Origin of the sequence: Bacteroides sp. AM54-2NS, assembly GCF_003602935.1 — a bacterium.
Classification (GTDB): domain Bacteria; phylum Bacteroidota; class Bacteroidia; order Bacteroidales; family Bacteroidaceae; genus Bacteroides; species Bacteroides xylanisolvens.
On the sequence record NZ_QTMZ01000036.1, the window covers coordinates 20,026 to 45,786 of the forward strand.

At 40.8% G+C, this 25,761-nt stretch carries 12 protein-coding genes, 1 tRNA gene and 7 pseudogenes; 10 read left to right on the forward strand and 10 right to left on the reverse strand.

Annotated features, from left to right (window positions below; translation table 11 throughout):
- Positions 1-5 precede the first annotated feature (5 nt).
- A complete protein-coding gene (locus DXA05_RS18980) occupies positions 6-1,031 on the reverse strand; it encodes a diacylglycerol kinase family protein (RefSeq protein WP_165861535.1) in 1,026 nt (341 codons plus the stop codon).
- Between the two features lie 219 nt (positions 1,032-1,250).
- On the opposite strand from DXA05_RS18980, the pseudogene DXA05_RS18985 reads away from it, so the two are divergent.
- Positions 1,251-2,433: pseudogene (locus DXA05_RS18985) on the forward strand (aminotransferase class I/II-fold pyridoxal phosphate-dependent enzyme).
- An 81-nt stretch (positions 2,434-2,514) separates the two neighbouring features.
- Here the strand turns inward: DXA05_RS18985 and DXA05_RS18990 are convergent.
- The 6 genes and pseudogenes from DXA05_RS18990 to DXA05_RS19015 all read right to left on the reverse strand — a co-directional run bounded on the left by DXA05_RS18990 (position 2,515) and on the right by DXA05_RS19015 (position 13,131).
- A pseudogene (locus tag DXA05_RS18990) lies at positions 2,515-4,835 on the reverse strand (FtsX-like permease family protein).
- A gap of 15 nt (positions 4,836-4,850) precedes the next feature.
- Positions 4,851-7,195: pseudogene (locus DXA05_RS18995) on the reverse strand (FtsX-like permease family protein).
- Between the two features lie 27 nt (positions 7,196-7,222).
- Positions 7,223-7,896 (reverse strand): annotated as a pseudogene (locus tag DXA05_RS19000) (ABC transporter ATP-binding protein).
- A gap of 26 nt (positions 7,897-7,922) precedes the next feature.
- Positions 7,923-10,319: an ABC transporter permease gene (locus DXA05_RS19005; RefSeq protein ID WP_117684188.1), complete on the reverse strand. Its 2,397-nt coding sequence runs from the start codon at positions 10,317-10,319 to the stop codon at positions 7,923-7,925.
- Positions 10,320-10,332: 13 nt separating this feature from the next.
- Positions 10,333-11,583 (reverse strand): HlyD family efflux transporter periplasmic adaptor subunit, encoded by a 1,251-nt coding sequence (locus tag DXA05_RS19010; protein WP_117684189.1) that lies wholly within the window; start codon positions 11,581-11,583, stop codon positions 10,333-10,335.
- Between the two features lie 75 nt (positions 11,584-11,658).
- Positions 11,659-13,131 (reverse strand): TolC family protein, encoded by a 1,473-nt coding sequence (locus DXA05_RS19015; protein WP_128859502.1) that lies wholly within the window; start codon positions 13,129-13,131, stop codon positions 11,659-11,661.
- Between the two features lie 191 nt (positions 13,132-13,322).
- Between DXA05_RS19015 and DXA05_RS19020 the strand changes: the two genes are divergently transcribed.
- On the forward strand, positions 13,323-14,699 hold the full coding sequence (locus DXA05_RS19020; protein WP_049702807.1) for a sigma-54 dependent transcriptional regulator: 1,377 nt from the start codon (positions 13,323-13,325) through the stop codon (positions 14,697-14,699).
- A complete protein-coding gene (locus DXA05_RS19025; RefSeq protein ID WP_049702806.1) occupies positions 14,696-15,985 on the forward strand; it encodes an ATP-binding protein in 1,290 nt (429 codons plus the stop codon). Before DXA05_RS19020 ends, DXA05_RS19025 begins: the two co-directional genes overlap by 4 nt.
- A 63-nt stretch (positions 15,986-16,048) precedes the next feature.
- Here the strand turns inward: DXA05_RS19025 and DXA05_RS19030 are convergent.
- Positions 16,049-16,242: pseudogene (locus tag DXA05_RS19030) on the reverse strand (hypothetical protein).
- 889 nt (positions 16,243-17,131) lie between these two features.
- Between DXA05_RS19030 and DXA05_RS19035 the strand changes: the two are divergent.
- The 4 genes and pseudogenes from DXA05_RS19035 to DXA05_RS19055 all read left to right on the forward strand — a co-directional run bounded on the left by DXA05_RS19035 (position 17,132) and on the right by DXA05_RS19055 (position 19,193).
- Positions 17,132-17,883, forward strand: a pseudogene (locus tag DXA05_RS19035) (class I SAM-dependent methyltransferase).
- 114 nt (positions 17,884-17,997) lie between these two features.
- Positions 17,998-18,072: transfer RNA gene (locus tag DXA05_RS19040), tRNA-Pro, on the forward strand.
- Between the two features lie 130 nt (positions 18,073-18,202).
- On the forward strand, positions 18,203-18,565 hold the full coding sequence (locus DXA05_RS19045) for a membrane lipoprotein lipid attachment site-containing protein (RefSeq protein ID WP_008022411.1): 363 nt from the start codon (positions 18,203-18,205) through the stop codon (positions 18,563-18,565).
- A 259-nt stretch (positions 18,566-18,824) separates the two neighbouring features.
- Entirely contained in the window at positions 18,825-19,193 is a 369-nt protein-coding gene (locus DXA05_RS19055) for a hypothetical protein (RefSeq protein ID WP_008997447.1), read from the forward strand.
- A 66-nt stretch (positions 19,194-19,259) separates the two neighbouring features.
- On the opposite strand, the gene DXA05_RS19060 is transcribed toward DXA05_RS19055, so the two are convergent.
- The gene (locus DXA05_RS19060; RefSeq protein WP_008640182.1) at positions 19,260-19,970 is read right to left on the reverse strand and encodes a methyltransferase; all 711 of its coding nucleotides are present in this window, start codon (positions 19,968-19,970) and stop codon (positions 19,260-19,262) included.
- A gap of 214 nt (positions 19,971-20,184) precedes the next feature.
- On the opposite strand from DXA05_RS19060, the pseudogene lon reads away from it, so the two are divergent.
- The 3 genes and pseudogenes from lon to DXA05_RS19075 all read left to right on the forward strand — a co-directional run bounded on the left by lon (position 20,185) and on the right by DXA05_RS19075 (position 24,877).
- Positions 20,185-22,649: pseudogene (gene lon, locus DXA05_RS19065) on the forward strand (endopeptidase La).
- Positions 22,646-23,776 carry a tRNA guanosine(34) transglycosylase Tgt gene (gene tgt, locus DXA05_RS19070; RefSeq protein WP_004315350.1) on the forward strand — a complete coding sequence of 377 codons (1,131 nt, stop codon included), beginning with the start codon at positions 22,646-22,648 and terminating at the stop codon, positions 23,774-23,776. Before lon ends, tgt begins: the two are co-directional and overlap by 4 nt.
- Positions 23,777-23,779: 3 nt before the next feature.
- Positions 23,780-24,877 carry an LptF/LptG family permease gene (locus DXA05_RS19075; protein ID WP_049702750.1) on the forward strand — a complete coding sequence of 366 codons (1,098 nt, stop codon included), beginning with the start codon at positions 23,780-23,782 and terminating at the stop codon, positions 24,875-24,877.
- 250 nt (positions 24,878-25,127) lie between these two features.
- Here DXA05_RS19075 and DXA05_RS19080 read toward each other — a convergent pair whose 3' ends face one another.
- Positions 25,128-25,631 (reverse strand): thioredoxin family protein, encoded by a 504-nt coding sequence (locus tag DXA05_RS19080; protein ID WP_004315348.1) that lies wholly within the window; start codon positions 25,629-25,631, stop codon positions 25,128-25,130.
- Between the last annotated feature and the right edge of the window lie 130 nt (positions 25,632-25,761).

Below are 25,761 nucleotides of genomic sequence, written 5' to 3' on the forward strand. Positions count from 1 at the left end.
TTTTATCAGACTTTCTTTGTCAGCTTTTTCAATATTTTCTTGTTTCTATCTGTTATATTGTCGACGATGGCTTCATTCATCAATTTGATACCATTCATATATTCCTGCGCTCTTTGGAGCACATTGGCTGCGTCCTTTTCCGATGCTCGTGGCACTACCACGCGCAATCCTCTTTGAATCAGTTGAATATTTACATTGGCATCCGTTTCCATGGGGTCACCATCAAAATGCACGACGCCCGGAGTAGTCCGGCGGATGCACAACTGTTTGCAGCGGAAAGTCTTGATACGGCTATTCTGATCGATTGTTTTATTGAATAATTGAAAGGCCAATGAAGGAACGTCCAATACGGTGAACGGTTCGAGAATGGTCACATCCAGCAAACCATCTGTCAGAGTGGCTTGTGGTGCGATATAAGCATTGTTTCCATATTGCGACGCGTTTCCGCAGGCAATCAGGAAGGCTTTATACTTGGAGACTCCGTTTTCCGTTTCCAGTTCGTACGTTTCCGGCTCATATTTAAGACTTTCCTGCAAGGTTTTCTCCAGATAAGTCAATAGCCCCCGTTTACCGGCATGCGCAAACTTCAGACTGACAAACGCGTCGAATCCCACTCCGCAAGTACAGAAAAAATCTGTACCGTTGATCTTACCATAATCTATCACGTCCATGCAACCTTCGTTCAGCACTTCCAATGCTCTCTTCGGTTCCATCGGTATATGCAGATGCCTCGCCAGTCCATTGCCCGATCCGCAGGGAATAATTCCCATTGCGGTATCAGTATGCACCAACGAACGAGCTATTTCATTGATCGTTCCATCCCCACCGATAGCCACTACTATATCTGTTTTCTCTTCGGCAGCTTTGGCAGCTATTTCTACTGCATGACCGGCTCTTTCCGTATACACTACTTCCCAAGAGTATCTCGCCTTGTCTATTTTTTCGTCCAGCAAGTTAAGAATCAATTCTTTACTTTGTGTTCCCGAAATAGGATTGACGACGAATTTTATTTTTTTCATTCTTTCGTTCATGCTATTCTTGTCGATTGTAGACGACAAAAGTAATATAAATATCTTAAATTTTAATCTATTAGAGGTTTCTAATCATACGAGAGCAACTTTTTTCTCTTAAAAAGAACAGATAAAAGCAAATTTTGTTATCTTTGCCCCCTGTTTTTAAACACTTGTTAAGATAAAAGGATGTAAGATCGTCAGCGAACGATCTGAGTATGAGTATAAAAATTATAATTCATGGGATTATTACAAGAGAAGTTAGCTAAGTACGACCTGCCACAAAAGTTTATGGCACAGGGCGTTTACCCATATTTCCGTGAGATAGAAGGAAAGCAGGGTACAGAGGTAGAAATGGGCGGACACGAAGTGTTGATGTTCGGTTCCAATGCATACACTGGCCTTACGGGAGATGAAAGAGTGATTGAGCTGGTATCAACGCCATGCATAAATATGGTTCCGGTTGCGCAGGCTCGCGCTTCTTGAATGGTACGCTTGACCTGCACGTTCAGTTGGAAAAAGAACTGGCTGCCTTTGTAGGCAAAGATGAAGCGCTCTGCTTCTCAACCGGTTTTACGGTGAATTCCGGAGTTATTCCTGCTTTGACAGACCGCAATGATTATATCATTTGCGATGACCGCGACCACGCATCTATCGTAGATGGCCGTCGTCTCTCCTTCTCTCAACAATTAAAATATAAACATAACGATATGGCGGATCTGGAAAAGCAACTTCAAAAGTGCAATCCGGATTCAGTGAAACTAATCATAGTGGACGGTGTGTTCTCTATGGAAGGTGACTTGGCAAACTTGCCCGAAATCGTACGCTTGAAACATAAATACAACGCTACTATCATGGTAGACGAAGCTCACGGCTTGGGCGTATTCGGAAAACAAGGACGTGGCGTCTGCGACCATTTCGGTCTGACTCACGAGGTTGATTTGATTATGGGTACTTTCAGCAAGTCACTGGCTTCTATCGGCGGATTTATCGCTGCTGATTCTTCTATCATCAACTGGTTACGTCACAACGCACGTACTTATATTTTCAGTGCATCCAACACTCCGGCTGCTACTGCATCTGCTCTCGAAGCTCTCCACATCATCCAAAATGAACCGGAAAGACTTGAAGCATTGTGGGAAGCTACCAACTATGCATTGAAACGTTTCCGTGAAGCTGGCTTTGAAATCGGTGCAACAGAATCACCTATCATCCTCTTTACGTACGTGACACGGAAAAAACGTTTATGGTTACCAAATTAGCTTTTGATGAAGGTGTATTCATCAATCCGGTTATTCCGCCGGCATGTGCACCGCAAGATACTTTGGTGCGCGTAGCATTAATGGCTACTCATACAAAAGATCAAATAGACCGTGCTGTAGAAAAGCTAGTTAAAGCATTTAAAGCATTGGATCTTTTATAATCTACGAAAAATATATCACTCATTATTGGGTGAATAAAATGAAGTCTGACACAAATCAATGTGCCAGACTTTTATTTTATCTTATTCACTCTTGAGTACTTCTGCTGGATTTTGCTGGGCGGCTTTCCACACGCGCCAGATGATGCTTAAGAAAATGACAAGGCCCATTCCTATAAATATAACTGCATATAACCACCATTCCATCGGTGTTTGCTTTATATAATTTTCAAGCCAATGCTTCATCATAGCATATCCTAGCGGAAAAGCAAAGAACGATGAAAGTACAAGTAAAAATAAATATTCTTTAAAGATAGATTCAAGATTATTCCTATATTTGCTCCATTTACCTTGCGTATAGCTATTTCTTTACGACGTTGCTGACAGGATAAAGTCACTAACGAGAATATACCAAATACCGCAATTAATATACAAATAGCAGAAACCACACTCAACAGTTTGCACAATGTTCTCTCTGATTTCATGTAAGCGTCGTAAACTTCTTCAATATTAGACAACATCAATTCTGCATTTGGATTAACTTTATTCACTTCCGCTTTTATCTTTTCAGAAACAATATTCCAAGTTCCCTCTTTCACTTTGAATATAATACCTCCTCTGTCTCTACTATCTGGTAAATGAAACATAGCAGGAGCTACCGGATGTATTGGAGCATTATATGAAATATTTTTAATAACACCTTTCACTATACATTGCTTTCCTAATTTTCCCATTTTCTTTCCAATCGGTTGTGTCCATCCGAAAGCTTTCATAGCAGCTTCATTTATAACAACCATATCTTTTCCATCCTTTTCATCCAGCATACTTCCATTCAACACCTCTACTCCAAAGAAATCGGCATAGTCCTGATTAATCGTTTCATCTTCCAATTCAATATATTGTTCACTATCAGCGACCTTTCCATCCCATTCCTTTACCCTATATATTGAATAAAACATCTTAGGAATAGGTGTATGAAAACCATTCAAACATTCTGATACCTCTGGTATCTGACTTACAATTTCTTTGAAAGGGATATTTTCAGAGCAATAAACAACTGCTCCTACATTATGCCGTTCTATTCCAAGTTCTCTAGTATTTAGTAAAAAATGAAGTTGCATCATCATTACCAGAGTACAAAAAACAAAGCCTATACCGATAAACAGCTGAAATAAAATGCTACTCTTATAAAACCAGCCGGAGAGATGAAGATTGGATTTCTTGTTTATATTACTAAGTAGAGTTCGCCTGCTGATGTATCGTATAAGCAGAGATGCAAAACCAACTGTCACGGCAATCAATGATAGTATATAAACAAATACTTCAATATAAAAAAATGAAGTACCCTCATCAATTTGTGACAAACGTTTAAAAGTGGGTAGGATAAGCTCTATCAATACCAACCCTATTCCTGAAGATAAAATTAGTAATAAGACAAGTTCTGTAAGAAGTAAAGTGAGTAACCCACCATTTGATGAACCATTGACTTTCCTCAACGCTAACTCACGTTTACGCATCCGGATACGAGTTATCAACATTGTTAAATAATTACATATTCCACAAATTATAACCAAACCGCTAATACATACAAAAAGACAAATATGATTCAACTTCACATTCACATCTTCCCTCGGATGACTACTCCGCAGTGTGGATAATGGAGCAATAAGCGTAGAATTTGGATATTTATGGCCATCTTGTTGTACTTCATATTCTGACAACCTCTGTTTCAATGCTTCTATATCACAGTTGGGATAAATACGAAAAAGCGTTTGGCATCGTTGGTTCCCCCAATTGGGGTTTGTATCATGAAATGGCAATAATATATCAAATGAAAACAAAGAGTGTCCTTCCCATGACTTTACAACTGCAACGATTATTTTTTCTTCGTTACTTTCCTCTAAAATCAAGTGTTTACCTATCGGAGATTCTTTCCCAAATATTCGCTTTGCCATATTTTCTGTTATAGCAATTTCATCCTTTTTTAGCTGTAGATGGTTATCTCCATCCAATACTTTAATATTGAACATTGAAATAAAGTTTGAATCTACCTCTATACGTCGTACCACAAACTCGGCATCCTCATTCTTAATTTTTTTTTCATCCCAATCATAATAAATGCGACATACTTTCTCTATCTCCGGACAATTCTTTGCCAAATAATCAGCTAAAAAACTAGATGAATTATAGGTAAATCCGTCTCCATAAAGATGAAAGCTACTGCCTGCCAAATAAATGCGATCAGCTCCTTCATGAAAATTATCATAAGTCATTTCATAATGAATCCATAATACCGATAGCGCAAAACAAGTAAAGCCAACTGCTAATCCGATAATACTAACAAAACTTTGTGGCTTATACTTCATCAGATTGCGAAAGGCTACTTTTAGATAGTGTTTTATCATGATATTGTTATTTTATTATTCGTTTTTGATTACTTCTGCCGGATTCTGTCGCGCCGCTTTCCACACTCGTCCAATGATACAAAGTAAAATGATGACTGCTACGACAACAAAAATACTTATATATATCCAACCATCCATTGTTGTCCGTCTTACATAACTCTCGATCCAATGACTCATCACCACATATCCTATCGGAAATGCAACAACGGCAGATATGGTCATCAACAACAAATACTCTTGGAAAAACATACGCAGGATATGACAGACCTGTGCTCCGTTCACTTTACGTATAGCAATTTCCTTTTGACGTTGTTCACACGATAAAGTAACCAATGAAAAGACTCCGAATATGGAGATGATAACACATGTCAATGATACGATACTCAATAATTTCATCAATGCATCTTCGGAGCGGAGATACTTATCATATTCCTTTTCTTCATTAAACAATCGCATATAAGCATTTGGAAATTCGTCTTTATACAGTTTCTCTATTGCTTCACGGCATTCATTCCAGGCACCTTCTCTAAATTTAAAAAGGATACTGGCTCGATTCAGCAGATACTCCTGTGCCTTGGGATGTTGAAATGCAATAAGCCCCGGTTTACTTGTAGGAGAGCGATAACTAAAGTTCTTTACCACTCCGACAACTTTATAGGCACTACGCTGACCGTTCCACTCATAATAGAAACTTTTTCCCAAGGCCTGTTTCCAACCAAATCTCCGGCATGTATTTTCATCTATCACGACATCATTCCCTTGATTCTTATCTGATATAAACTCACCTTCCAATAACTTCAAGCCGTAAAATTCAAAAAAATCTTCTTTGGCAGGCATCATACCGATAGTGAGAGATTCCTCCGATATTTTGAGAAGATCATCCAATTATTTATTTCGATATACATCATCGGACCTGTAGGAATAATCGGGAAATATGAGGGAGGCAACGTTTCTGTTACCATGGGTAAAGCTTTTATTTTCTCTTCCCATTGTTTGATGTCTCCATTCCATAAGGCAACGTTACCTATATTATGACGCTCCATACCTAAATCAGTATTCTTCAGGAAGTAAAGTTGCTTCATAATCATTACTGTGCAAAAGATAAAAACAAGGCTGACTATTAACTGTATCACAATGCCTGTCTTACGAAACAAGTAAGGTCTCGCAGATCCCCCCTTTCCTTTTATTGCTTCCTGCAATGTCCGGCGACGAAAGTAAGACAATGGTATTTGTGCAAACAGGAAAGACAGAATGATTACAATCAGAAGATATAGAATGATTTCCCCATAATACGAATCAGCTTCTATTTGAGTGAAATTCAAGAAATAAGGCATGCTTATCTCTATCATCAATAATCCACCCGCCAAAGCTATGCACAAAATCATCAACAGTTCAATGGCAAATTGAACGGACAAAGCGTTATTACTGGCACCATTCACTTTACGAAGTGCCATTTCATGACTGCGCATATAAAGCCGGCTGATATAAAGAGTCAGGTAATTGAATAGTGAACAGATGATAACTAATCCACCAGCTAAGGAAAAATAGAAAATATAGCTGAAGGAAATGACAACATCGATTTTGGAAACATAATCAGAATAACGCAAAGCTGAAATCCGGGTTATCAGAAGATCCGAAAGTTCACTCTCTTTTTGAATATCTGAAAGATCCATGGTACTTATTTTTTTCCAGAATGTATCCATATCCATCCCTGCACGAACACGAATAAATAATTGTTCAGGACCACTTTTCCATCGAGGACTGTGCCTGGCTGCGACTAATACACTATACGGAATATTGGAATGGCGGGACCATCCACTCACAATTGCCCCTATTTGACGGGAACGTCCGTTTACCTCCATTTCTTTTCCCAAAGCATCATCCTCACTACCAAAAAGCTTTTTAGCAAACTCTTCCGTTACTGCAATTTCAGGATTATTTTCTTTCAAGAAGTTGACAGTTCCTTTCAGTAACTGTATATGAAAGAAGTTCATAAAAGCAGAATCTGCCGCAGCCATTACTACTTCATACTCATCATTTTCCATGCGGATTTTCACATTCTGATGTATAGAAGTAGTAGCCTTTGCTTCTATTTCCGGCATTTTTTCCTGAAGATAGGCTGCCAAAGGGTAAGGAGTTGAATTGGATATATGTTCCGGAATATCAGTATAATGTGCACGTACCATATAAATACGTTCAGCCCCTTTATGGAAAGTATCATAAGTCATCTCATAACGAATCCATAATACCGATAGCGCAAAACAGGTGAAGCCGACTGCCAGTCCAATGATACTGACAAGGCTTTGTGTCTTGTATTTCATCAGATTGCGAAAGGCTACTTTCAGATAGTGTTTTATCATGATATATTCTTTATTGATAGCTTGTGTTTACATACTAACTTCAGTCACCACCTGTCCGTCAAACAGGTTTATGATACGGTCGGCATAACCGGCATCATGTTGTGAATGGGTCACCATGACGATGGTGGTTCCCTCATTATTCAGTTCGCTCAACAGTCCCATCACTTCTTTACCGTTTTTGGAGTCCAGATTACCGGTCGGTTCATCAGCCAGAATCAGTTTAGGGTTTGCCACGACGGCACGGGCAATAGCGACGCGTTGCTGCTGACCACCGGAGAGTTGTTGCGGAAAATGCTTGCTACGATGGGTGATAGCCATTCTCTCCATAGCTGCCTCTACCCTCCTTTTCCGTTCGGAAGCGGAAATACCCATATAGAGTAAAGGTAGTTCGATGTTTTCGTATACATTCAACTCGTCTATCAGATTAAAGCTCTGAAACACAAACCCTATCACACCTTTGCGAAGACTGGTACGTTGCGATTCGGTATACCGAGAGACTTCCGTTCCATTCAGGTAATACTCCCCTCCTGTCGGGTTATCGAGCAGCCCCAAAATGTTGAGCAATGTTGACTTACCACAGCCGGAGGGCCCCATGATGCTACAAATTCGCCTTGTTTCACTTCGATACTGACGTTATTCAACGCCCAAGTTTCTACTTCTTCCGTTTTGAAAATCTTCTGTAAGTTAATGGTCTTAATCATAACTGTATTGTTTTAGAATTATATTTTTATTCGTTTTTGATTACTTCTGCGGGATTGATACGTGCAATCTTCAGTATTTTAAAAATAATGGTGATTACTGTTAATAAGGTTACTCCCCCAAATATGCTTCCCCAGTATAATATTCCATCATTAAAGAATACGGTGTACATTTGTTTCCACAGTTGCAATACCACGTAAATGAGCGGAAAAGCGATGGCGGCAGTCGCTACCAGCAAAATCAGGTACAAACGTGCAAATAACCAGATGATAGAACATATTCCAGCTCCGTTCACTTTGCGAATGGCAACTTCTTTCTGGCGCCATTCTGTATCAAGCGTAATACTGGAATACACTCCCAACAGGGTAATGATAATACTTACAATTGCAAAAAATGAAATGATGTCTTTCAGGATATATTCCAGTGCCTGCACTTCGTACAAATCATCCTGAAATGTACGTACCTGGGAGGGAATATTCTCCGGCAGCACTTCACGACGGATAGTCTCAATCCATTTAATTACTTCTTTTTGCTGTTCGGGATAACATTTCACATAGCAGTGCCCTACGTATTCGGAAGAATCATAAAGCGTGAAAGCAAATCCGCCATTATGATTATGTACATCTGTCTGAAAGGGGGCGCATACTCCACAAACGGTAAAATCATTGGTCCAGTCGTAGAAGTTCATTCCGATGATATCTCTCTTTTGTCTTTTCTGCCAAACTTCATCCATTACGAGATCCTTTTTTGTCCGGATCGTCCTACCCTCCGTCATCGGAATGTTCATGAAGGTGAAGAAATTCAATGGTACACACATTACATTGATATCAATCCAAGAGTTATCATTTCCCTTCTCCGTCATTAATAAGTTTCCGGATACTCCGTGAGTATAGGATATGTCAGATAACAAAATATCTTTCACACCGGCATGCTGCCTGAAACGTTCCACCATTTCTAGTTTCTCTTTATTCTCTAGGAATGAATAGTCCAGCGATATACTAAGAATCGCTTCTTTATCTTCCTGACTTAACGTATGGAATAAGGTTTCAGTCATCTTTCCCGATTGTAGGAACAGGCTGGCGGTCAGCGCTACGAATACCCAACAAATTAAAAATTGGATGCCAAGCATAAAGTTACGTCCCCATTGTTTCCCACGACGCTTTTGGCCTCCATATATACCTGTTTGTATGGAAAATCTGCGAATACGGACAGAGACGAGCAAGCAGACTGCCACACAAAGTAACACAAGCAAAACAATGTATTGCAGAATATGCTTTAGAAGTGTTTCAGAAGGGAAATTCATTGTGAGACCTGGTAAAGAAAAATCCATTCTATCACCAATCAGCTCCACACCCCATACAACCAGAAACGAGGATGCAAATACGACAATCAAAGATTGTATTAATAACAGGCAGAACAGCCGTTTCCAGTCAGCGCCAAGCATTTTCATTATAGCGTATTCCTTAGTGCGATTCAGGAAAGAGCCGATGAGAAAATGAAAGAAATTAATCAATCCGACCAGCAATATCAATGTGCCGACGATTCCGGTGACCCATCCCAGAATATAAGCACCTTTCTCCTGCGATAGGTCTCCTATATAGCGGGCAACAACGGTATAAGTCTGGTTATATAAGGTATAAGTATAGTCGCGCTTGGAAAATTGTTTTTCCAAACCGGTAATGCCAGCCTGCGGAGATAACAAAACGTATGTCCGGGCCCCCGTTATATCATTACGTTTCGGACTCTGAAAAAGTCCTTCACTGTCGTTGATAACCAATGCATCGATATGACACATAAAACTAAAACCATTGTTCAGCGGAATATCTTCCATCACAGCTTGCACTGTGTACACAATACCTCCTACCTTCGGGGTACTGTCCGGAGAAGTATAAAGCCGTTCTGTTAGAGTCAGGTGTTTGCCAATGGCAGTCTCCACCTGACCAAATATCTTTATGGCAGTGGACCGGCTTATAATAACAGCATTCGGCATCCGACTTGCTGTCTGCCAGCTACCAACTACTATTTGTGGAGTAAAGACTTTATCGTATAGAATATCTACTTCCATGATTTCAAGATCGTATGGCAATGATTTATCCGAAGATAGTTCAACCAGAAAAGAACGCTCACGGGAATATGCCATACAGGAAATCGCTTCCACTTCGCCCATAGCCCAAGTACGAAGTTCTTCGGATAACGCTACTTGTGTACCGGAAAAATAATCCCCAGTCTGTTCATTATAAAAATTTAGTTCTGCTATGCGGGAATAATTATCAAAACAATGATTGGTGAATTCTACAAAACGGCTGCAATACATACATACGCTGAAACACAGTAGTCCTACTGCCAATCCGATGACAGAGATTATATTCTGCGCCTTGTACTTCCACAAGTTTCTAAATGCTACTTTTATATAATGTAAAATCATAAATTATATGTGTTTATTTCAAAATCAACTCTTCTGCATCCCCAAAGGTATCATATCCGGTTGTAATTACCCAATCTCCCGGCTGTAAACCTTCTACTATTTCATATTGCTGCGGATTTTGGCGACCAATACTCAATGGTACACGGACTGCTTTTGTCTTTGATGTATTTACTTTGTAAATCCATTGTCCGCCTGTAGACTGGTAGAAGTTGCCTCGCGGAATAATGAGTGCTTGCTCCGGCTGTCCCAATTCAATCTGCACACGGAAGCTCTTGCCAACTCGTACATTATCGGGCATATCTCCTGTAAAGACAAGATCGACATCAAACATACGGTCTTTCACTTCGGGGACCACTTTTGTTATTTTCAGCGGATATTTGTTTCCCTGATAATTCACTGTAGCCGGTAATCCGGTGGTGATCCTGTCAATGTAATATTCACTAAGTGAAGTGTGGATTTTGTATTGGTCTAATACTTTTATTTCAGCAATACTTTCACCAGAGGAAACCTGTTGCCCCGGAGTGACCTTTACAAAACTAAGCTGGCCTTTCAAGGGAGCTGTAATCACCAAACTATTCAACCGTTCGCAAGTACGTTCATACTTCTTCCGTTCCCGCTCCCGGTCGTTACGGATCAGTTCCTTGCGTATCATCGTAACGGCAGAATCATGCCGCAGACTCTCTTGCTGCAGGGCTGCATTTTTCATTTTGTAGCCGTATTCATCTTCTGCTACCTGCAATTGAGCCTTACTCTTCACGCCCATCTGGAATTCTTCGCGGTCGAGAGCGATGCTTTTTTTCAGGCGTTCCAATTCGTAGTTGTTGGTAAGGGCTTGCTGTTTCAGGTTCAGACTTTTTTGTTCCATTTCAATCTCCTGCTCCTGATAGGTAATCATTTGCTTTTCCCACTCGTCGCGCTGGTCTTCAATACTACGAAGCAAATCGGGATTGGAAAGAACAAGAATAGTGTCTCCCTGTTGAAGCAAACTTCCCTCTTCACCGACAATTCTTTCCACACTTCCTGCTTCACGGGTATTGATCTTGATGGTTAGTATAGGCTGAATGAGCCCTTCCACGTCCACATATTCCATGAAATTAGACACTTTTACTTCTGCAATCTGTATATCTTCGGCATCTATCCGCAGTTTTCTGGGACCTAAAGACAAAGTAATCACATAAATCAGGAAGGCGACAAACAATATCCCTCCTATCAGATAGTATCTGTAACGAATGTACCACGGTTTCTTTTCTAATTTTATATCCATGAAATTATCTGGTGTTTTACAAGTTTCTACTAGCTATGGTTCAATTTCTATTCTTTACTGACTTTTCGTTGTTCTCTATTCAATCAGCAGATGATAGTCTTCTGTCAGCATCGTATTTCGCTCAAAATCATATAGTGTCATGCTACGGAGTGTGTAATATAAACTCCAATAATTATATAAAGCCGAAATATAGTTACGGCGAGCACTGTCTTTCTCTGAAATAGAGGCATTCAAATCAAGAATAGTAGATTTACCTAATAGGTAGAGTTTGCGTGCCACTTCGCTTCTTCGTTGGGCTGTTTCATCTGTACGGACAGCGATGCGGACACGTTGCGTTTGCAGATTGAATTGTTTGACGAGTTTACGGACGTTCAGTTCAAAGTCTGTCCGGCTCTGTTCTACTTGTGTGTACACCAAATCACGATTGGAACGGGCTACTCGTACCTGTCCTTTTCCACGCCCCCAGTCTAGGATAGGAAGAGAAATGCCGATGCTCACGTATTGCTGGTCCAACAAATTTCGATAAGCTTCGGGCAGTTTGTCAGCAGTCTGCGTCAATCCGAAACGGAGATAGATATCTGCTTTCAGGCCAGCATTGGCACGGGCTTTCGCAACTGCACTCTCACTTTCCAGTTTGCGTCTTTCCATCGTCTGTATGTCCGGACTGTTTTCGTAAGCTAAAACCAGTGCTTCATTCAGGTTCACACTGAAATCCGGAACTTGGGGACTGACAAGAACACGCAGATCCCGGTCTTCGTGAATACCGAGATAGGAACGGAGTTCCTGCATACAATTATCCATTTCAATACGGGCATTCATGCGATTCGTCTCTTCCGTCAAACGGTTGAGTTCCAGTTGTAGCATTTCATTTTCTGTGATGGTACCTATATTATAACGGCCTTGTGCATAACGGTAAAGTGTATCGGCATTGGCATAATTAAAGGAAGCAATATCGTAATCGCTTTGGGCAGTGGCCAAGGCAAAAAATTTATGAATCGCATTGGCTGATACGAGTTCGAGTGTCTCTACGTAGCTTTTCTTTGCCTCCTGATAGCGTACAGGTTCTATCCGTCTATCCCATTTCAGGCTATTGTAGCCAAAAAGAGACTGTCGATAACCTATCATAATAGGGGAAGTCTGCCATGAGTATTTATGTTCGCTGAATAAATCCATACGTTGAGCAGAGGTTTCAAGAAAGAAAGAACCACCAGTCCAGGATAAATTCTGTGAAAGATTCAAGGTTAAATCCGTATTCAATAAATTTTGTTCGACAAACTTTACCGAACCGTCCCCCATCGTTATCTTATTAATGGCACGGTTCAGATTCGGATCGGATGTCAAACTTAAAGACGGTAGATAATTGGCACGATAATATTTATAGTTCCAATATGCAGAACGGAAACTGTGACGTGCCGTTTGTGCATCGGGAGATTCCATACGGGCCATTTCTATGACTTGCTTCAATGATAACTCTGTAATTTGATTTTGAGCAATCAATAATTCTGTCGACAATAGTCCGAGATATATGAAGATTAATTTCAGATTCATTCGTTGGCTTTATTTGTTATTCATCATTCAAAAGATGTGCCATTTGCATAAATCACTATCATTCAACAATTTATCAATATCCATTCAGTTGATTGTGTGTGCATATACGCACAAAATTAGTGCGCAATCGCACACACAACACATGAGATTTATCCATATCTTTGCTCCCGGAATCTAATAGATTATAAGATATGGAAGAAGTGAACAAATTAGGAAAGATACTTATAGTAGATGATAACGAGGACGTGCTCTTTGCTCTCAACCTGTTACTGGAACCTTATACGGAAAAAATAAAAGTAGCTACTACCCCTGACCGTATCGAGTATTTCATGACCACCTTTCATCCCGATCTTATCTTATTAGACATGAATTTCAGCCGGGATGCCATCAGCGGACAAGAGGGATTTGAAAGTCTAAAGCAGATATTGCAGATTGACCCACAGGCTATTGTTATTTTCATGACTGCCTATGCAGATACAGACAAAGCTGTTCGGGCCATCAAAGCTGGTGCTACTGATTTTATTCCCAAGCCTTGGGAAAAGGATAAATTGCTGGCTACGCTGACTTCAGGAATGCGATTGCGTCAGTCACAACAGGAAGTCAGTATTTTGAAAGAACAAGTGGAAGTTCTTAGCGGTCAGAATACTTCGGAGAATGATATTATTGGAGAATCATCTGTTATGCAGGAAGTGTTTACCACGATAAATAAACTAAGTAATACAGATGCCAATATACTAATTCTCGGAGAAAACGGTACAGGCAAGGACGTGATTGCCCGACTAATATATCGTTGTTCTCCACGATACGGCAAACCTTTTGTCACGATCGACCTGGGAAGTATCCCCGAACAATTGTTTGAAAGTGAGCTGTTCGGCTTCGAAAAAGGCGCTTTCACCGATGCCAAGAAATCGAAAGCGGGACGAATGGAAGTAGCAACCAACGGGACTTTATTTCTGGATGAAATTGGCAATCTATCACTTCCTATGCAATCCAAATTACTGACTGCCATCGAAAAAAGGCAAATCAGTCGTTTGGGAAGTACGCAAACCGTTCCCATTGACGTCCGTTTAATCTGCGCCACTAATGCTGATATCCGTCAGATGGTGGAAGACGGGAATTTCCGTCAGGACTTATTATATCGTATCAACACGATTGAAATACATATACCTCCACTCCGTGAACGTGGCAATGACATCATCTTGCTTGCTGATCACTTTCTGGACCGTTATACCCGTAAATATAAAAAGGAAATACACGGACTGACCCGGGAAGCCAAAAACAAACTGCTGAAATATGCATGGCCCGGAAATGTAAGGGAACTTCAACATACGATAGAACGTGCCGTAATTTTAGGAGACGGCTCCATGCTGAAACCTGAAAACTTTCTTTTTCACACCACGTCCAAACAGAAAAAAGAGGAAGAAGTGATACTGAATCTCGAACAACTAGAACGACAGGCCATTGAGAAAGCACTCCGAATCAGCAACGGAAACATCTCCCGTGCTGCCGAATATTTAGGAATTACCCGTTTTGCATTATATCGCAAACTTGAAAAATTAGGCTTATGAAACGATTTGAGTTTAAAGTAATTCTGCACATCATAGTTATCTTTCTACTTTCCATTAGCAGTTGTCTGCTGTATCAAAGGCAGTTATGGTTCAGTACTACCGTCTGTATTCTCCTTCTAATAGGCGTCGGCATACATCTCTACCGAATACAGTTCAAACAAATCGCCTTATTACGGCAATTAACGGATGGACTCCGATACAACGATATAACGCAGAATCTTCATCCTCCTTTTAAAAATAAAATGATGGATGAGTGGGCACAGGAACTATCTAATGCATTAAAGGACTTTCGCGGAAAGCTATTGGCAGAAGAAATCAAGCATCAATATTACGAGAATTTATTGAATAAAGTAGATACCGCCGTACTCGTAACCGATGTAACCGGGCATATCGAATGGATGAATCAGGCAGCAGTCACTCATCTGGGGCAACTATCACAACTTCCGGAAGTTCTTCAAGAGGCTTCTACCAGTAATGACATATCCATTATTCGCATCGAGCAAAATGGCATCGTTCTGGAAATGGCAATTTCCTGCACCACATTTGTCACACAAGGTGCGTTCGCCACACAAAGCAAAAAGCAACGGCTAATTAGTTTAAAGAATATCCATTCCGTACTGGAACGAAATGAAATGGAAGCCTGGCAAAAGCTGATTCGTGTATTGACACATGAGATCATGAATTCCATCACTCCTATTATCTCTCTTTCGGAAACATTAAGTGAAAGAGGAATCCCCGAATCACTCGGAGAAAAGGAGTATTCTATCATGTTGCAAGCCATGCAGACTATTCACAGAAGAAGTAAAGGATTATTGGGATTTGTGGAGAATTACCGGCGACTGACACGTATTCCGACACCTGTCCGCACCAAAGTATCTGTTGCCGAATTGTTTACGGACTTAAAGAAATTATTTCCGGAAGAGTATATTCATTTCGAAATGCCCGCATCCGATTTATATTTATATGCAGACCGTGCACAGATAGAGCAAGTGCTTATCAACTTATTAAAAAATGCCCGCGAAACGTGCGAGCGGAAAGCAGATAAAGAAATACAAATAAAGTTTTTCTCTAAAGACAACCCGACATTAGCAATATCTGATAATGGTGAGGGAATTCTACCAACTGTTTTGGATAAGATTTTCGTTCCTTTCTTCACTACCAAAACATCCGGTTCGGGTATCGGATTGAGCCTGTGCAAACAGATCATGGCTTTGCATGACGGAAGTATCAACGTAAAATCAGAATTAGGGAAAGGAAGCTGTTTTGTTCTTACTTTCCCTAAATGAGAACCACCGAAAGTCTTCCGGATCCTTTAATACGATGGATTAATCTGGGCAGTAGAGGATAAATCATCCTCTGCTGCCCAGACTATTTGTATCCGGATTTAGCTCCTTTACAGCTTCTTTGACTGCTTTATGAGTCGCTTGCGATATACTTCCGCCTGTTGAACGGGGACAATCTCATTCACCATTTTTTCATATCCTTTTTGCTCTAACAAGTGGACTTCTTTTTCACCTGTTTCTTTTTGTTTTCTTGTTTTCATAAGGCTTTTCATTTTAAAATTCTTATTTATAAAACAGAAAACATCGATAGATAGTTCATACTCACAAATTATTCGTGTACAAAGAAACCACACCCCAATATACCACACTATGGACTTGTTCATGCCGATACAAGATTTAAATTGAATAGCTACATAGTGAAAAAATATCTATCATGCTATCATTCATTTTAATAGAATTCTAATTATCAAAAGAATAAGTATGATAGATCGTTTTTAAAAAAGGTATCTATCATACTTTTATTGCAAAAAACAGCTATCTATCATGCCTATACTTTGTCTATTTTAGTGTAGTATTAGGTGAGATTACCCATTTAAAGGCATAGGGATGCACGTTTTATAGGATGATAACCTGTATTTGACAGCTTAATAATCTATTGGGAACGGTGGTATTTATATAGCCCACGTATGCAGGCTGTACAGCCCACACCTGCAAACCGTACAGCCTACAGATGCGGGCTGCACGGTTTACAGGTGTGGGCTATACTTATCGCCATTAAAGTTGGATTATTAAGCCGTGATCATCGGATTTATACGGATTCATTGCAACAAAAACAAGCTATCTTATGCATATAGGGCCTTTATTCGACTATTCTATTGATGATAGATAACCTGTTTTTGCTGGTAAAAGTATGATAGATACATTTTTTTAAAGCTATCTATCATACTTATTCTTTTGATAATGAGAATACTATTAAAATGAATGATACTTATGATAGATGTTTTTCACTACGTAGCATTTAATTCAAATCTGTGCTCTAATGAAACAAACTTTTGAGACGGTTACCCTGATTTATGTATACCTTTTCTATAAATATATAAATTAAATCATATATTTGTGCTTTCATTCAACTCATCCTCTTATTAAATTATGAAAGAAAACAAATACGACAATAGCGATTTCTTCAGTCAATATTCTCAAATGTCCCGCTCGGTGGAAGGCTTGAAAGGAGCCGGAGAATGGCATGTATTGCAGAAAATGCTCCCCGATTTTGCAGGGAAAAGAGTTTTAGACTTAGGCTGCGGATTCGGTTGGCATTGTGTCTATGCGATAGAACACGGAGCAACACACGTTACCGGAATTGATATTTCGGAGAAAATGCTCGAAGAAGCCCAGAAAAGGAATCCTTCTCCACTCATTGAATACCAATGCATGGCTATCGAAGACTTTGATTTCCAGCCGGATACTTATGATATTGTCATCAGTTCGCTAACCTTCCATTATCTCGAATCTTTTACGGATATATGCAGGAAAATCAATAACTGCCTAACTCCGGGAGGCGCCTTCGTCTTCTCCGTAGAACATCCGGTATTTACAGCCTATGGCAATCAGGAATGGTATTACGACCAAGACGGGAAGCTATCCATTGGCCGGTAGATCGCTATTTTACGGAAGGCAGGCGCACAGCAATCTTTCTGGGCGAAGAAGTTGTCAAATACCACAAAACGCTGACTACGTATATAAACGGACTCCTTCAAACCGGATTTGAGATATGCGAACTTATAGAGCCACAACCGGACGAAAGATTGCTGGATACCATCCCGGGCATGAAAGATGAATTACGGCGTCCGATGATGCTTTTGATCTCTGCCAAGAAAAAAAGTAAAGACGCAAAGCTATGAGATTCAAGGCATTGAAAAATAATAGATAAAAAACATTCGTTTAGCTATTGTTAATTAAAAAATACTCCCTATCTTTGCACCGCTTTTGAAAAGAACAACCCTTCAAAAAAGTAGCGGGGTGTAGCGCAGTCCGGTTAGCGCACCTGCTTTGGGAGCAGGGGGTCGTGGGTTCGAATCCCGCTACCCCGACGAAAAAGAAAACGCTGATAATTAAGTTGCAAACTTGGCTATCAGCGTTTTCTTTTTTACTCAAAAACTCCAAAAGCCATCGAAGAAACAACTAAACAAGCTAAAACAAAACAACTTATAAATTATTATTATGAAAAACATTTTATTTACACTTTTTGCTATTCTGATCTTAACTAGCTGTAGTAAAGATGATGATAACTGGATCGAGCTTAACGAAAACAATATCGTGGGTAATTGGTCGACAGGCATTAAAGGCTCGCATAAGTTTTTAAATTTCGGAGACGATGACAAAGGCTCTTTTGGAATTTATAGCAATGCAGATCCCATTTCTTTCCAAACGTTCAAATACAAAGTCGAAGATAGTAAGATTTACATCTATGATGTATTCCCAAAAGGTAAGTCACCATATTATTTGGACTGTAAAATATCAAATAATAAACTCAAAATTGAAAATGGTGAGGAATCTGGTACTTACGAAAAATTAGAATACTAACAACTTCCAAACTTAAAAATGCTTAGAATTGATCGTATAACAAAAAAATAATATTTATGAAAACAGCTTTTTTATTGGGCAGCATAGGATCAGGACTAATTCTATTATGCCACCTTTATTCGTTTGTCCAAATGATCATCATGAATCGCCCCGATTATTTGTATCCGACATATTACATCCAATCCATTATCATCTTCATAGCATGGACTTTGATTTTCATTTGCTTTATGATCGCTTACCAAAAACAAAATAATAAATCATGGAAGGATTAATACAATTTACAGGTATAGTGATGATTGCATTTGGAATACTGCAAATCATCCTTTTCTTTAAAATTTGGGGAATGACTAATAACGTCAAACGCATTTGGAAGAAAATAGATAATAAAGACTTTCTTTCCGATGCTTGTGTTTCTTATATAAAAGGCAACTTGGAAGAAACTGAAAGGTTGGCAAATGAAGCTTTTCTGCAGGAAGTAGCTTTGCTTTCTAAATCATCTGAATCTTATGAAGATTGGATTGATAATTATATAAAAATAAAAGAAAAATACACCCGTATCTTCAAGAAAATAGATAAGCCAGCTCCTGACTTTAATAAATACGAAGAACCGAAGATGTATCTACTTTAAACAATAGAGAAAAAAATAAGGCTGACATAACAAGTATCAGCCTTATTTTTTTTACATATATCCATATCACATATTCAAATAATACTCCCTCGTCAACGCTATATACTCCTCACTATACTGATGACGCGCCAATTCCGTCAACAACTCTTCTATCACACACTCCCGATTGGAAAAAGAAAAAGCAATCAGCGTACGTTTTGGAATACCGCCGGGCTTAGTAATTACATTGAGCTGACGAATCGCATACAACTTATTCATAGAAGCTATCGCCTTTACCCGATCAACCACATCCGTTGGAATCACGACCGTAAAAAGTCCGTCTGCTGCCAATAACCTATTTACCCCTTCCAGCAATTCTTCGTAGGTTAGAGAATCATTGTGACGGGCAGCAGCCCTCTGCCGATCCGGACACTCCAACGAATCGACAAAATAAGGGGGATTTGAAACAATCACATCAAATTTATCCGAAGACCGGTATTTCTTAAAGTCAGCCTGCACCACTTCTATCCGCTCCTGCCAAGGAGAACGAGCCACATTTTCCCTGGCCTGTCCGGCCGCCGCCTCGTCTATCTCCAATGCCACAATCTTTGCGTCTGGCAAACTGCGTTGAGCCAACATTAAAGCCACCAAGCCCGTCCCCGTACCAATATCCAATATCCGGCGCGCGCGCTCAACCGAAGCCCAAGCTCCCAAAAGCACCCCATCCGTACCAACTTTCATAGCACATTGGTCGTGCCACACTGTAAATTGCTTAAATTGAAAATAAGGATTCGACATTTTATCCGTTTGTCTTAAAGCTGTTTTATTCTACTATTTTATTGCAAATCGCCAAAAATAAATAATAATTATGGAATACTCCCTCTACAAGCCGATATTTTGGCATTGTTTTTGTGTTTTTATTCTGCGCAGTGCTTTATTATTAGAGAGAATCAATTAACTTTGCAAACGATTTATGCATATCAGTATGACATAAACTAAATAAAACGAAAAGATGAAAGAAAGATATTTATTGGAAGATGGAAGCGATAACGGCTTCTCGCTAATCACTGACTATGATGGGAACGATGAACAGGCATTTGATGTAAATGTGAAATCTGGTGAAATTCTTCCGGTACTCCCTCTACGTAACATGGTGTTGTTTCCTGGAGTATTCCTGCCGATCACAGTGGGCCGTAAGTCTTCTCTGAAACTCATACGAGACGCTGACAAGAAGCATAAAGATATTGCCGTAGTATGTCAGAGATCGGCACATACAGAGGACCCGAAGTTGGAAGATTTACACAATATCGGTACCGTAGGACGAATTGTGCGGATATTGGAAATGCCCGATCAGACAACGACTGTCATCCTTCAAGGAATGAAACGTCTGAACCTGATAAACATTATCGAAACCCATCCGTATCTGAAAGGTGAAATAGAACTTTTGGAAGAAGACATTCCAAGCAAAGACGATAAAGAGTTTCAAGCCTTGGTGGAAACCTGCAAGGACTTGACAATGAGATATATCAAATCGTCAGATGTGATGCATCAGGATTCGGCATTTGCTATTAAGAATATCAACAGTCCGATGTTCCTAGTCAATTTCATCTGCTCGAACCTGCCGTTCAAGAAAGACGAGAAGATGGACTTGTTAAGCATCCACTCATTACGTGAACGCACATATCACTTACTGGAAATCCTGAACCGCGAAGTGCAACTGGCAGAAATCAAGGCATCCATCCAAATGCGTGCCCGTGAAGATATCGACCAGCAGCAACGCGAATACTTCCTGCAACAGCAAATCAAGACTATCCAAGATGAACTAGGTGGCGGCGGCCAAGAGCAGGAAATAGAAGAAATGCGCCAAAAGGCAGAAAGAATGCGTTGGAACGCAGAAGTCAGGGAAACATTTATGAAAGAACTGGCTAAACTGGAACGCACCCATCCACAATCTCCGGATTACAGCGTACAGCTTAACTATCTGCAAACCATGCTCAATCTTCCGTGGGGTACGTATACAACTGACAATCTGAACCTTAAAAACGCAGAAAAGACGTTGAACAAAGACCATTACGGACTGGAAAAAGTGAAAGAACGCATTTTGGAGCATTTGGCTGTATTAAAGCTGAAAGGTGATATGAAATCACCGATTATCTGCTTATATGGCCCTCCGGGAGTAGGTAAAACATCTCTTGGAAAATCCATTGCATCTGCGCTCAAACGGAAGTATGTACGTATGTCTTTGGGCGGCGTACATGACGAAGCTGAAATCCGCGGACATCGGAAAACTTATATCGGCGCCATGCCCGGACGAATCATCAAGAGCTTGATTAAAGCCGGTGCATCCAATCCTGTCTTTATCCTGGATGAAATAGACAAGGTCAGCGCGACCGTCAAGGCGACCCCTCTTCCGCATTACTGGAAGTGCTTGATCCGGAACAAAATACTGCTTTCCACGATAACTTCCTGGATGTAGACTACGACCTCTCAAAGGTATTGTTTATAGCAACAGCCAACAACCTGAACACAATCCCCGGCCCATTGCTCGACCGTATGGAATTGATTGAGGTAAGCGGATATATCACGGAAGAGAAAGTAGAGATAGCCCGTAAGCATCTGCTTCCCAAAGAGCTGGAAGCCAACGGACTTAAAAAGACAGCTATCAAGCTTCCCAAAGAAACGTTGGAAGCTATCATCGAGTCATATACCCGTGAGAGCGGCGTTCGTGAGCTGGAAAAGAAGATTGGTAAAATCCTTCGTAAATCAGCCCGTCAATATGCTACGGACGGTTATTTCGCCAAGACAGAAATCAAACCGTCGGATTTGTATGACTTCCTGGGAGCACCGGAATATACACGTGACAAGTATCAGGGAAATGATTACGCAGGCGTAGTCACCGGATTGGCATGGACAGCCGTCGGAGGCGAAATCTTATTTGTAGAAACGAGCTTGAGCCGTGGCAAGGGCGGACGTCTCACACTGACCGGTAACCTGGGAGATGTGATGAAAGAATCTGCCATGCTGGCACTTGAATATATCAAGGCACACGCTTCTATCCTGAATCTGGACGAAGAAATCTTCGACAACTGGAATATCCATATCCACGTTCCCGAAGGCGCAATTCCGAAAGACGGTCCGTCGGCAGGTATCACGATGGCTACTTCTCTGGCTTCTGCCCTGACTCAAAGAAAAGTGAAAGCCAACATTGCCATGACAGGCGAAATTACCCTTCGCGGCAAAGTGCTTCCCGTGGGTGGCATCAAAGAGAAGATATTGGCAGCCAAGCGTGCCGGAATCAAGGAAATCATCATGAGTGCCGAAAACAAAAAGAACATAGATGAGATTCAGGAGATTTATCTGAAAGGACTGACTTTCCACTATGTAAACGATATAAAAGAGGTATTTGCCATTGCGCTGACCAATGAGAAAGTGGCGGATGCTATTGATTTATCTGTTAAGAAACCCAGCCAGGAATGACATTTGAGTTACAATATACAGACACTAAAAGTAATGCCCGTGCGGGTCTGATTACCACAGACCACGGGCAGATACAAACACCGATCTTTATGCCGGTGGGCACACTGGGCACGGTTAAGGGAGTACATCTGACCGAATTGAAAGAGGATATTCAGGCGCAGATTATTCTGGGTAATACCTATCACCTCTATTTGCGTCCGGGACTGGACGTGATCGAGAAAGCAGGCGGACTGCACCGTTTTAACGGTTTCGACCGCCCGATGCTGACTGACAGCGGTGGTTTTCAGGTATTCTCTTTGGCCGGAATCAGAAAGCTGCGGGAAGAAGGAGCCGAATTTCGTTCGCATATCGACGGAAGCAAGCACGTCTTCACTCCGGAAAAGGTGATGGACATAGAACGCACCATCGGCGCAGACATTATGATGGCTTTTGACGAATGTCCTCCCGGTGACTCGGATTATGAGTATGCCAAAAAGTCATTAGGTTTGACGCACAGATGGCTCGACCGTTGTATACAACGTTTTAATGAGACGGAACCTAAATATGGTTACAATCAGGCTCTCTTTCCTATCGTGCAAGGTTGTGTCTATCCCGACCTGCGCAAACAATCAGCAGAGTTTATCGCGTCCAAAGGGGCCGACGGGAACGCTATTGGCGGTTTGGCAGTAGGCGAACCGGTAGACAAGATGTATGAAATGATCGAGATTGTTAATGAAATACTTCCCAAAGACAAACCTCGTTACCTGATGGGCGTCGGAACTCCTGTCAATATTCTTGAAGGAATAGAGCGTGGCGTGGATATGTTTGACTGCGTTATGCCTACACGAAACGGACGAAATGGCATGTTGTTCACCAAAGATGGCATTATCAATATGCGAAACAAGAAATGGGAAACCGACTTCTCTCCCATCGAAGCCGACGGGGCTTCCAGCGTAGATACGTTGTACAGCAAGGCTTATTTGCGCCATCTTTTCCATGCGCAAGAGCTACTGGCCATGCAAATTGCCTCGATACACAACCTGGCATTCTATCTGTGGCTGGCAGGAGAAGCAAGAAAGCATATTATTGCCGGAGATTTCTCGACCTGGAAGCCGATGATGGTCAAAAGAGTATCAACTAGATTATAAGAAATGAAAAGCAATCGATTTATAAAACGGCTGGACTGGTATATCATCAAGAAGTTCTTGGGGACATACGTATTTGCTATTGCATTGATCATTTCTATTGCAGTGGTATTCGATTTCAACGAAAAGATGGACAAATTGATGGAGCATGAAGCTCCCTGGGATAAGATCATCTTTGAATACTACATGAACTTTATCCCCTATTTCTCCAATCTGTTCAGTCCGCTGTTCGTATTCATTGCTGTTATTTTCTTTACCTCCAAGCTGGCAGAGAACTCTGAAATCATCGCTATGTTCTCCACCGGCATGAGCTTTAAGAGAATGATGCGTCCTTATATGATTTCGGCCGCTATCATTGCGCTAACCACCTTCACGCTAAGTTCGTACGTGATTCCTAAAGGAAGCGTGACGCGTCTGAACTTTGAAGACCGGTATATCAAACCCAAGAAACAAAACTCGGTAAGCAATGTACAGTTAGAGGTAGACAGCGGGGTTATAGCCTACATTGACAACTATAACAACGCCATGAAAACCGGTAACCGTTTTTCATTGGATAAATTCGTCGACAAGAAGATGGTTTCCCATCTGACCGCACGACGCATCACGTACGATACCACCACCGTTCATAAATGGACAATTCACGACTATATGATACGCGAGCTCGATGGTTTAAAAGAAAAAATCACCAAGGGTGACCGGATTGACTCTATCATCAACATGGAGCCTTCTGACTTTCTTATCATGAAAAATCAGCAGGAAATGTTGACCAGTCCCCAGTTGAGCGATTATATCGCAAAACAGAAGCGAAGAGGATTTGCCAATATCAAGGAGTTTGAAATTGAATATCACAAACGAATTGCCATGTCGTTCGCTTCTTTCATCCTTACCATCATCGGTGTATCGCTTTCATCCCGGAAAACAAAAGGTGGTATGGGGCTCCACTTGGGTATCGGATTAGGATTAAGTTTTTCTTATATCCTATTCCAAACGATTACTTCCACCTTTGCTGTAAACGGAAATGTGCCTCCTGCCATTGCAGTCTGGATTCCCAATATCCTTTATGCAGGTATCGCATTCTTCCTGTATCAGAAAGCACCCAAATAACCAGAAAGCAACAAATAAAAGGATTGCAAGCCTTCCGCAGTCTTCAGGAACTCGATCCGCAGACTGTCCCAAGGTTTCGGATATACCGCAGAAAGAAAGATATAAAAATAAGAAGTTCCGCCTATTCCTGCTAATGCAAGTGTAGGCGGAACTTTTTTGTTGTATCCATTTCCTCTTTTGTCTATTCTCCATTGTTTTCACCTGACGGTGATCCGGAAAATCCCTCTTTCTCCTTACATTCCTAAAATCGTTAACCGATTTCTTTTACATAAGCAGAAAGATCTGCAGCAGAGATGTTTTTGGCTATAATTACACCATTTCCATCCAATAAATAGTTAGTGAATCCCCGATTTAAACGGTATTTCTTAAATAATCCGGAATCCTCGCCTTCTGTTTCCACGAAACAAGTGGGCGTAACTATTTGATCCTTACGAACGGTTTCCTTAAATATTGACTGATATTCGTCAAATGAAACAGAAACCATTTCCACATTATGAGAAGAACGAAGCGCATTGCTTAAACTTACGTTTTGCATCCGGGACTGCGCGTCATAACTTGCCCAAAAACTTAGCAACACATATTTGCCTTTCAAATTTCCCAACTTAAAGGCGGGTTGCTCATTTGACGTAGATTCGATCTTAAAATCAGGGGCTACGTCGCCCTCACTCAAACCTCCGGTAGGTTTGTCTTTCTCAACGAAAGCGGTCAAGGAACAAATCAGTAATACAACAAAAATCCATTTTACATGCTTCATGTAATTCGGTTTTAGTTAATACTATCCGGGACTGTCCTTAAACAGTGGTTTCTTCCCGAAACGTTGTCTTTTCAGGCATCAGGCGAAGAGGAATCCGCTGATTATCAGAGCCTTTATTTTTGAAACCGGG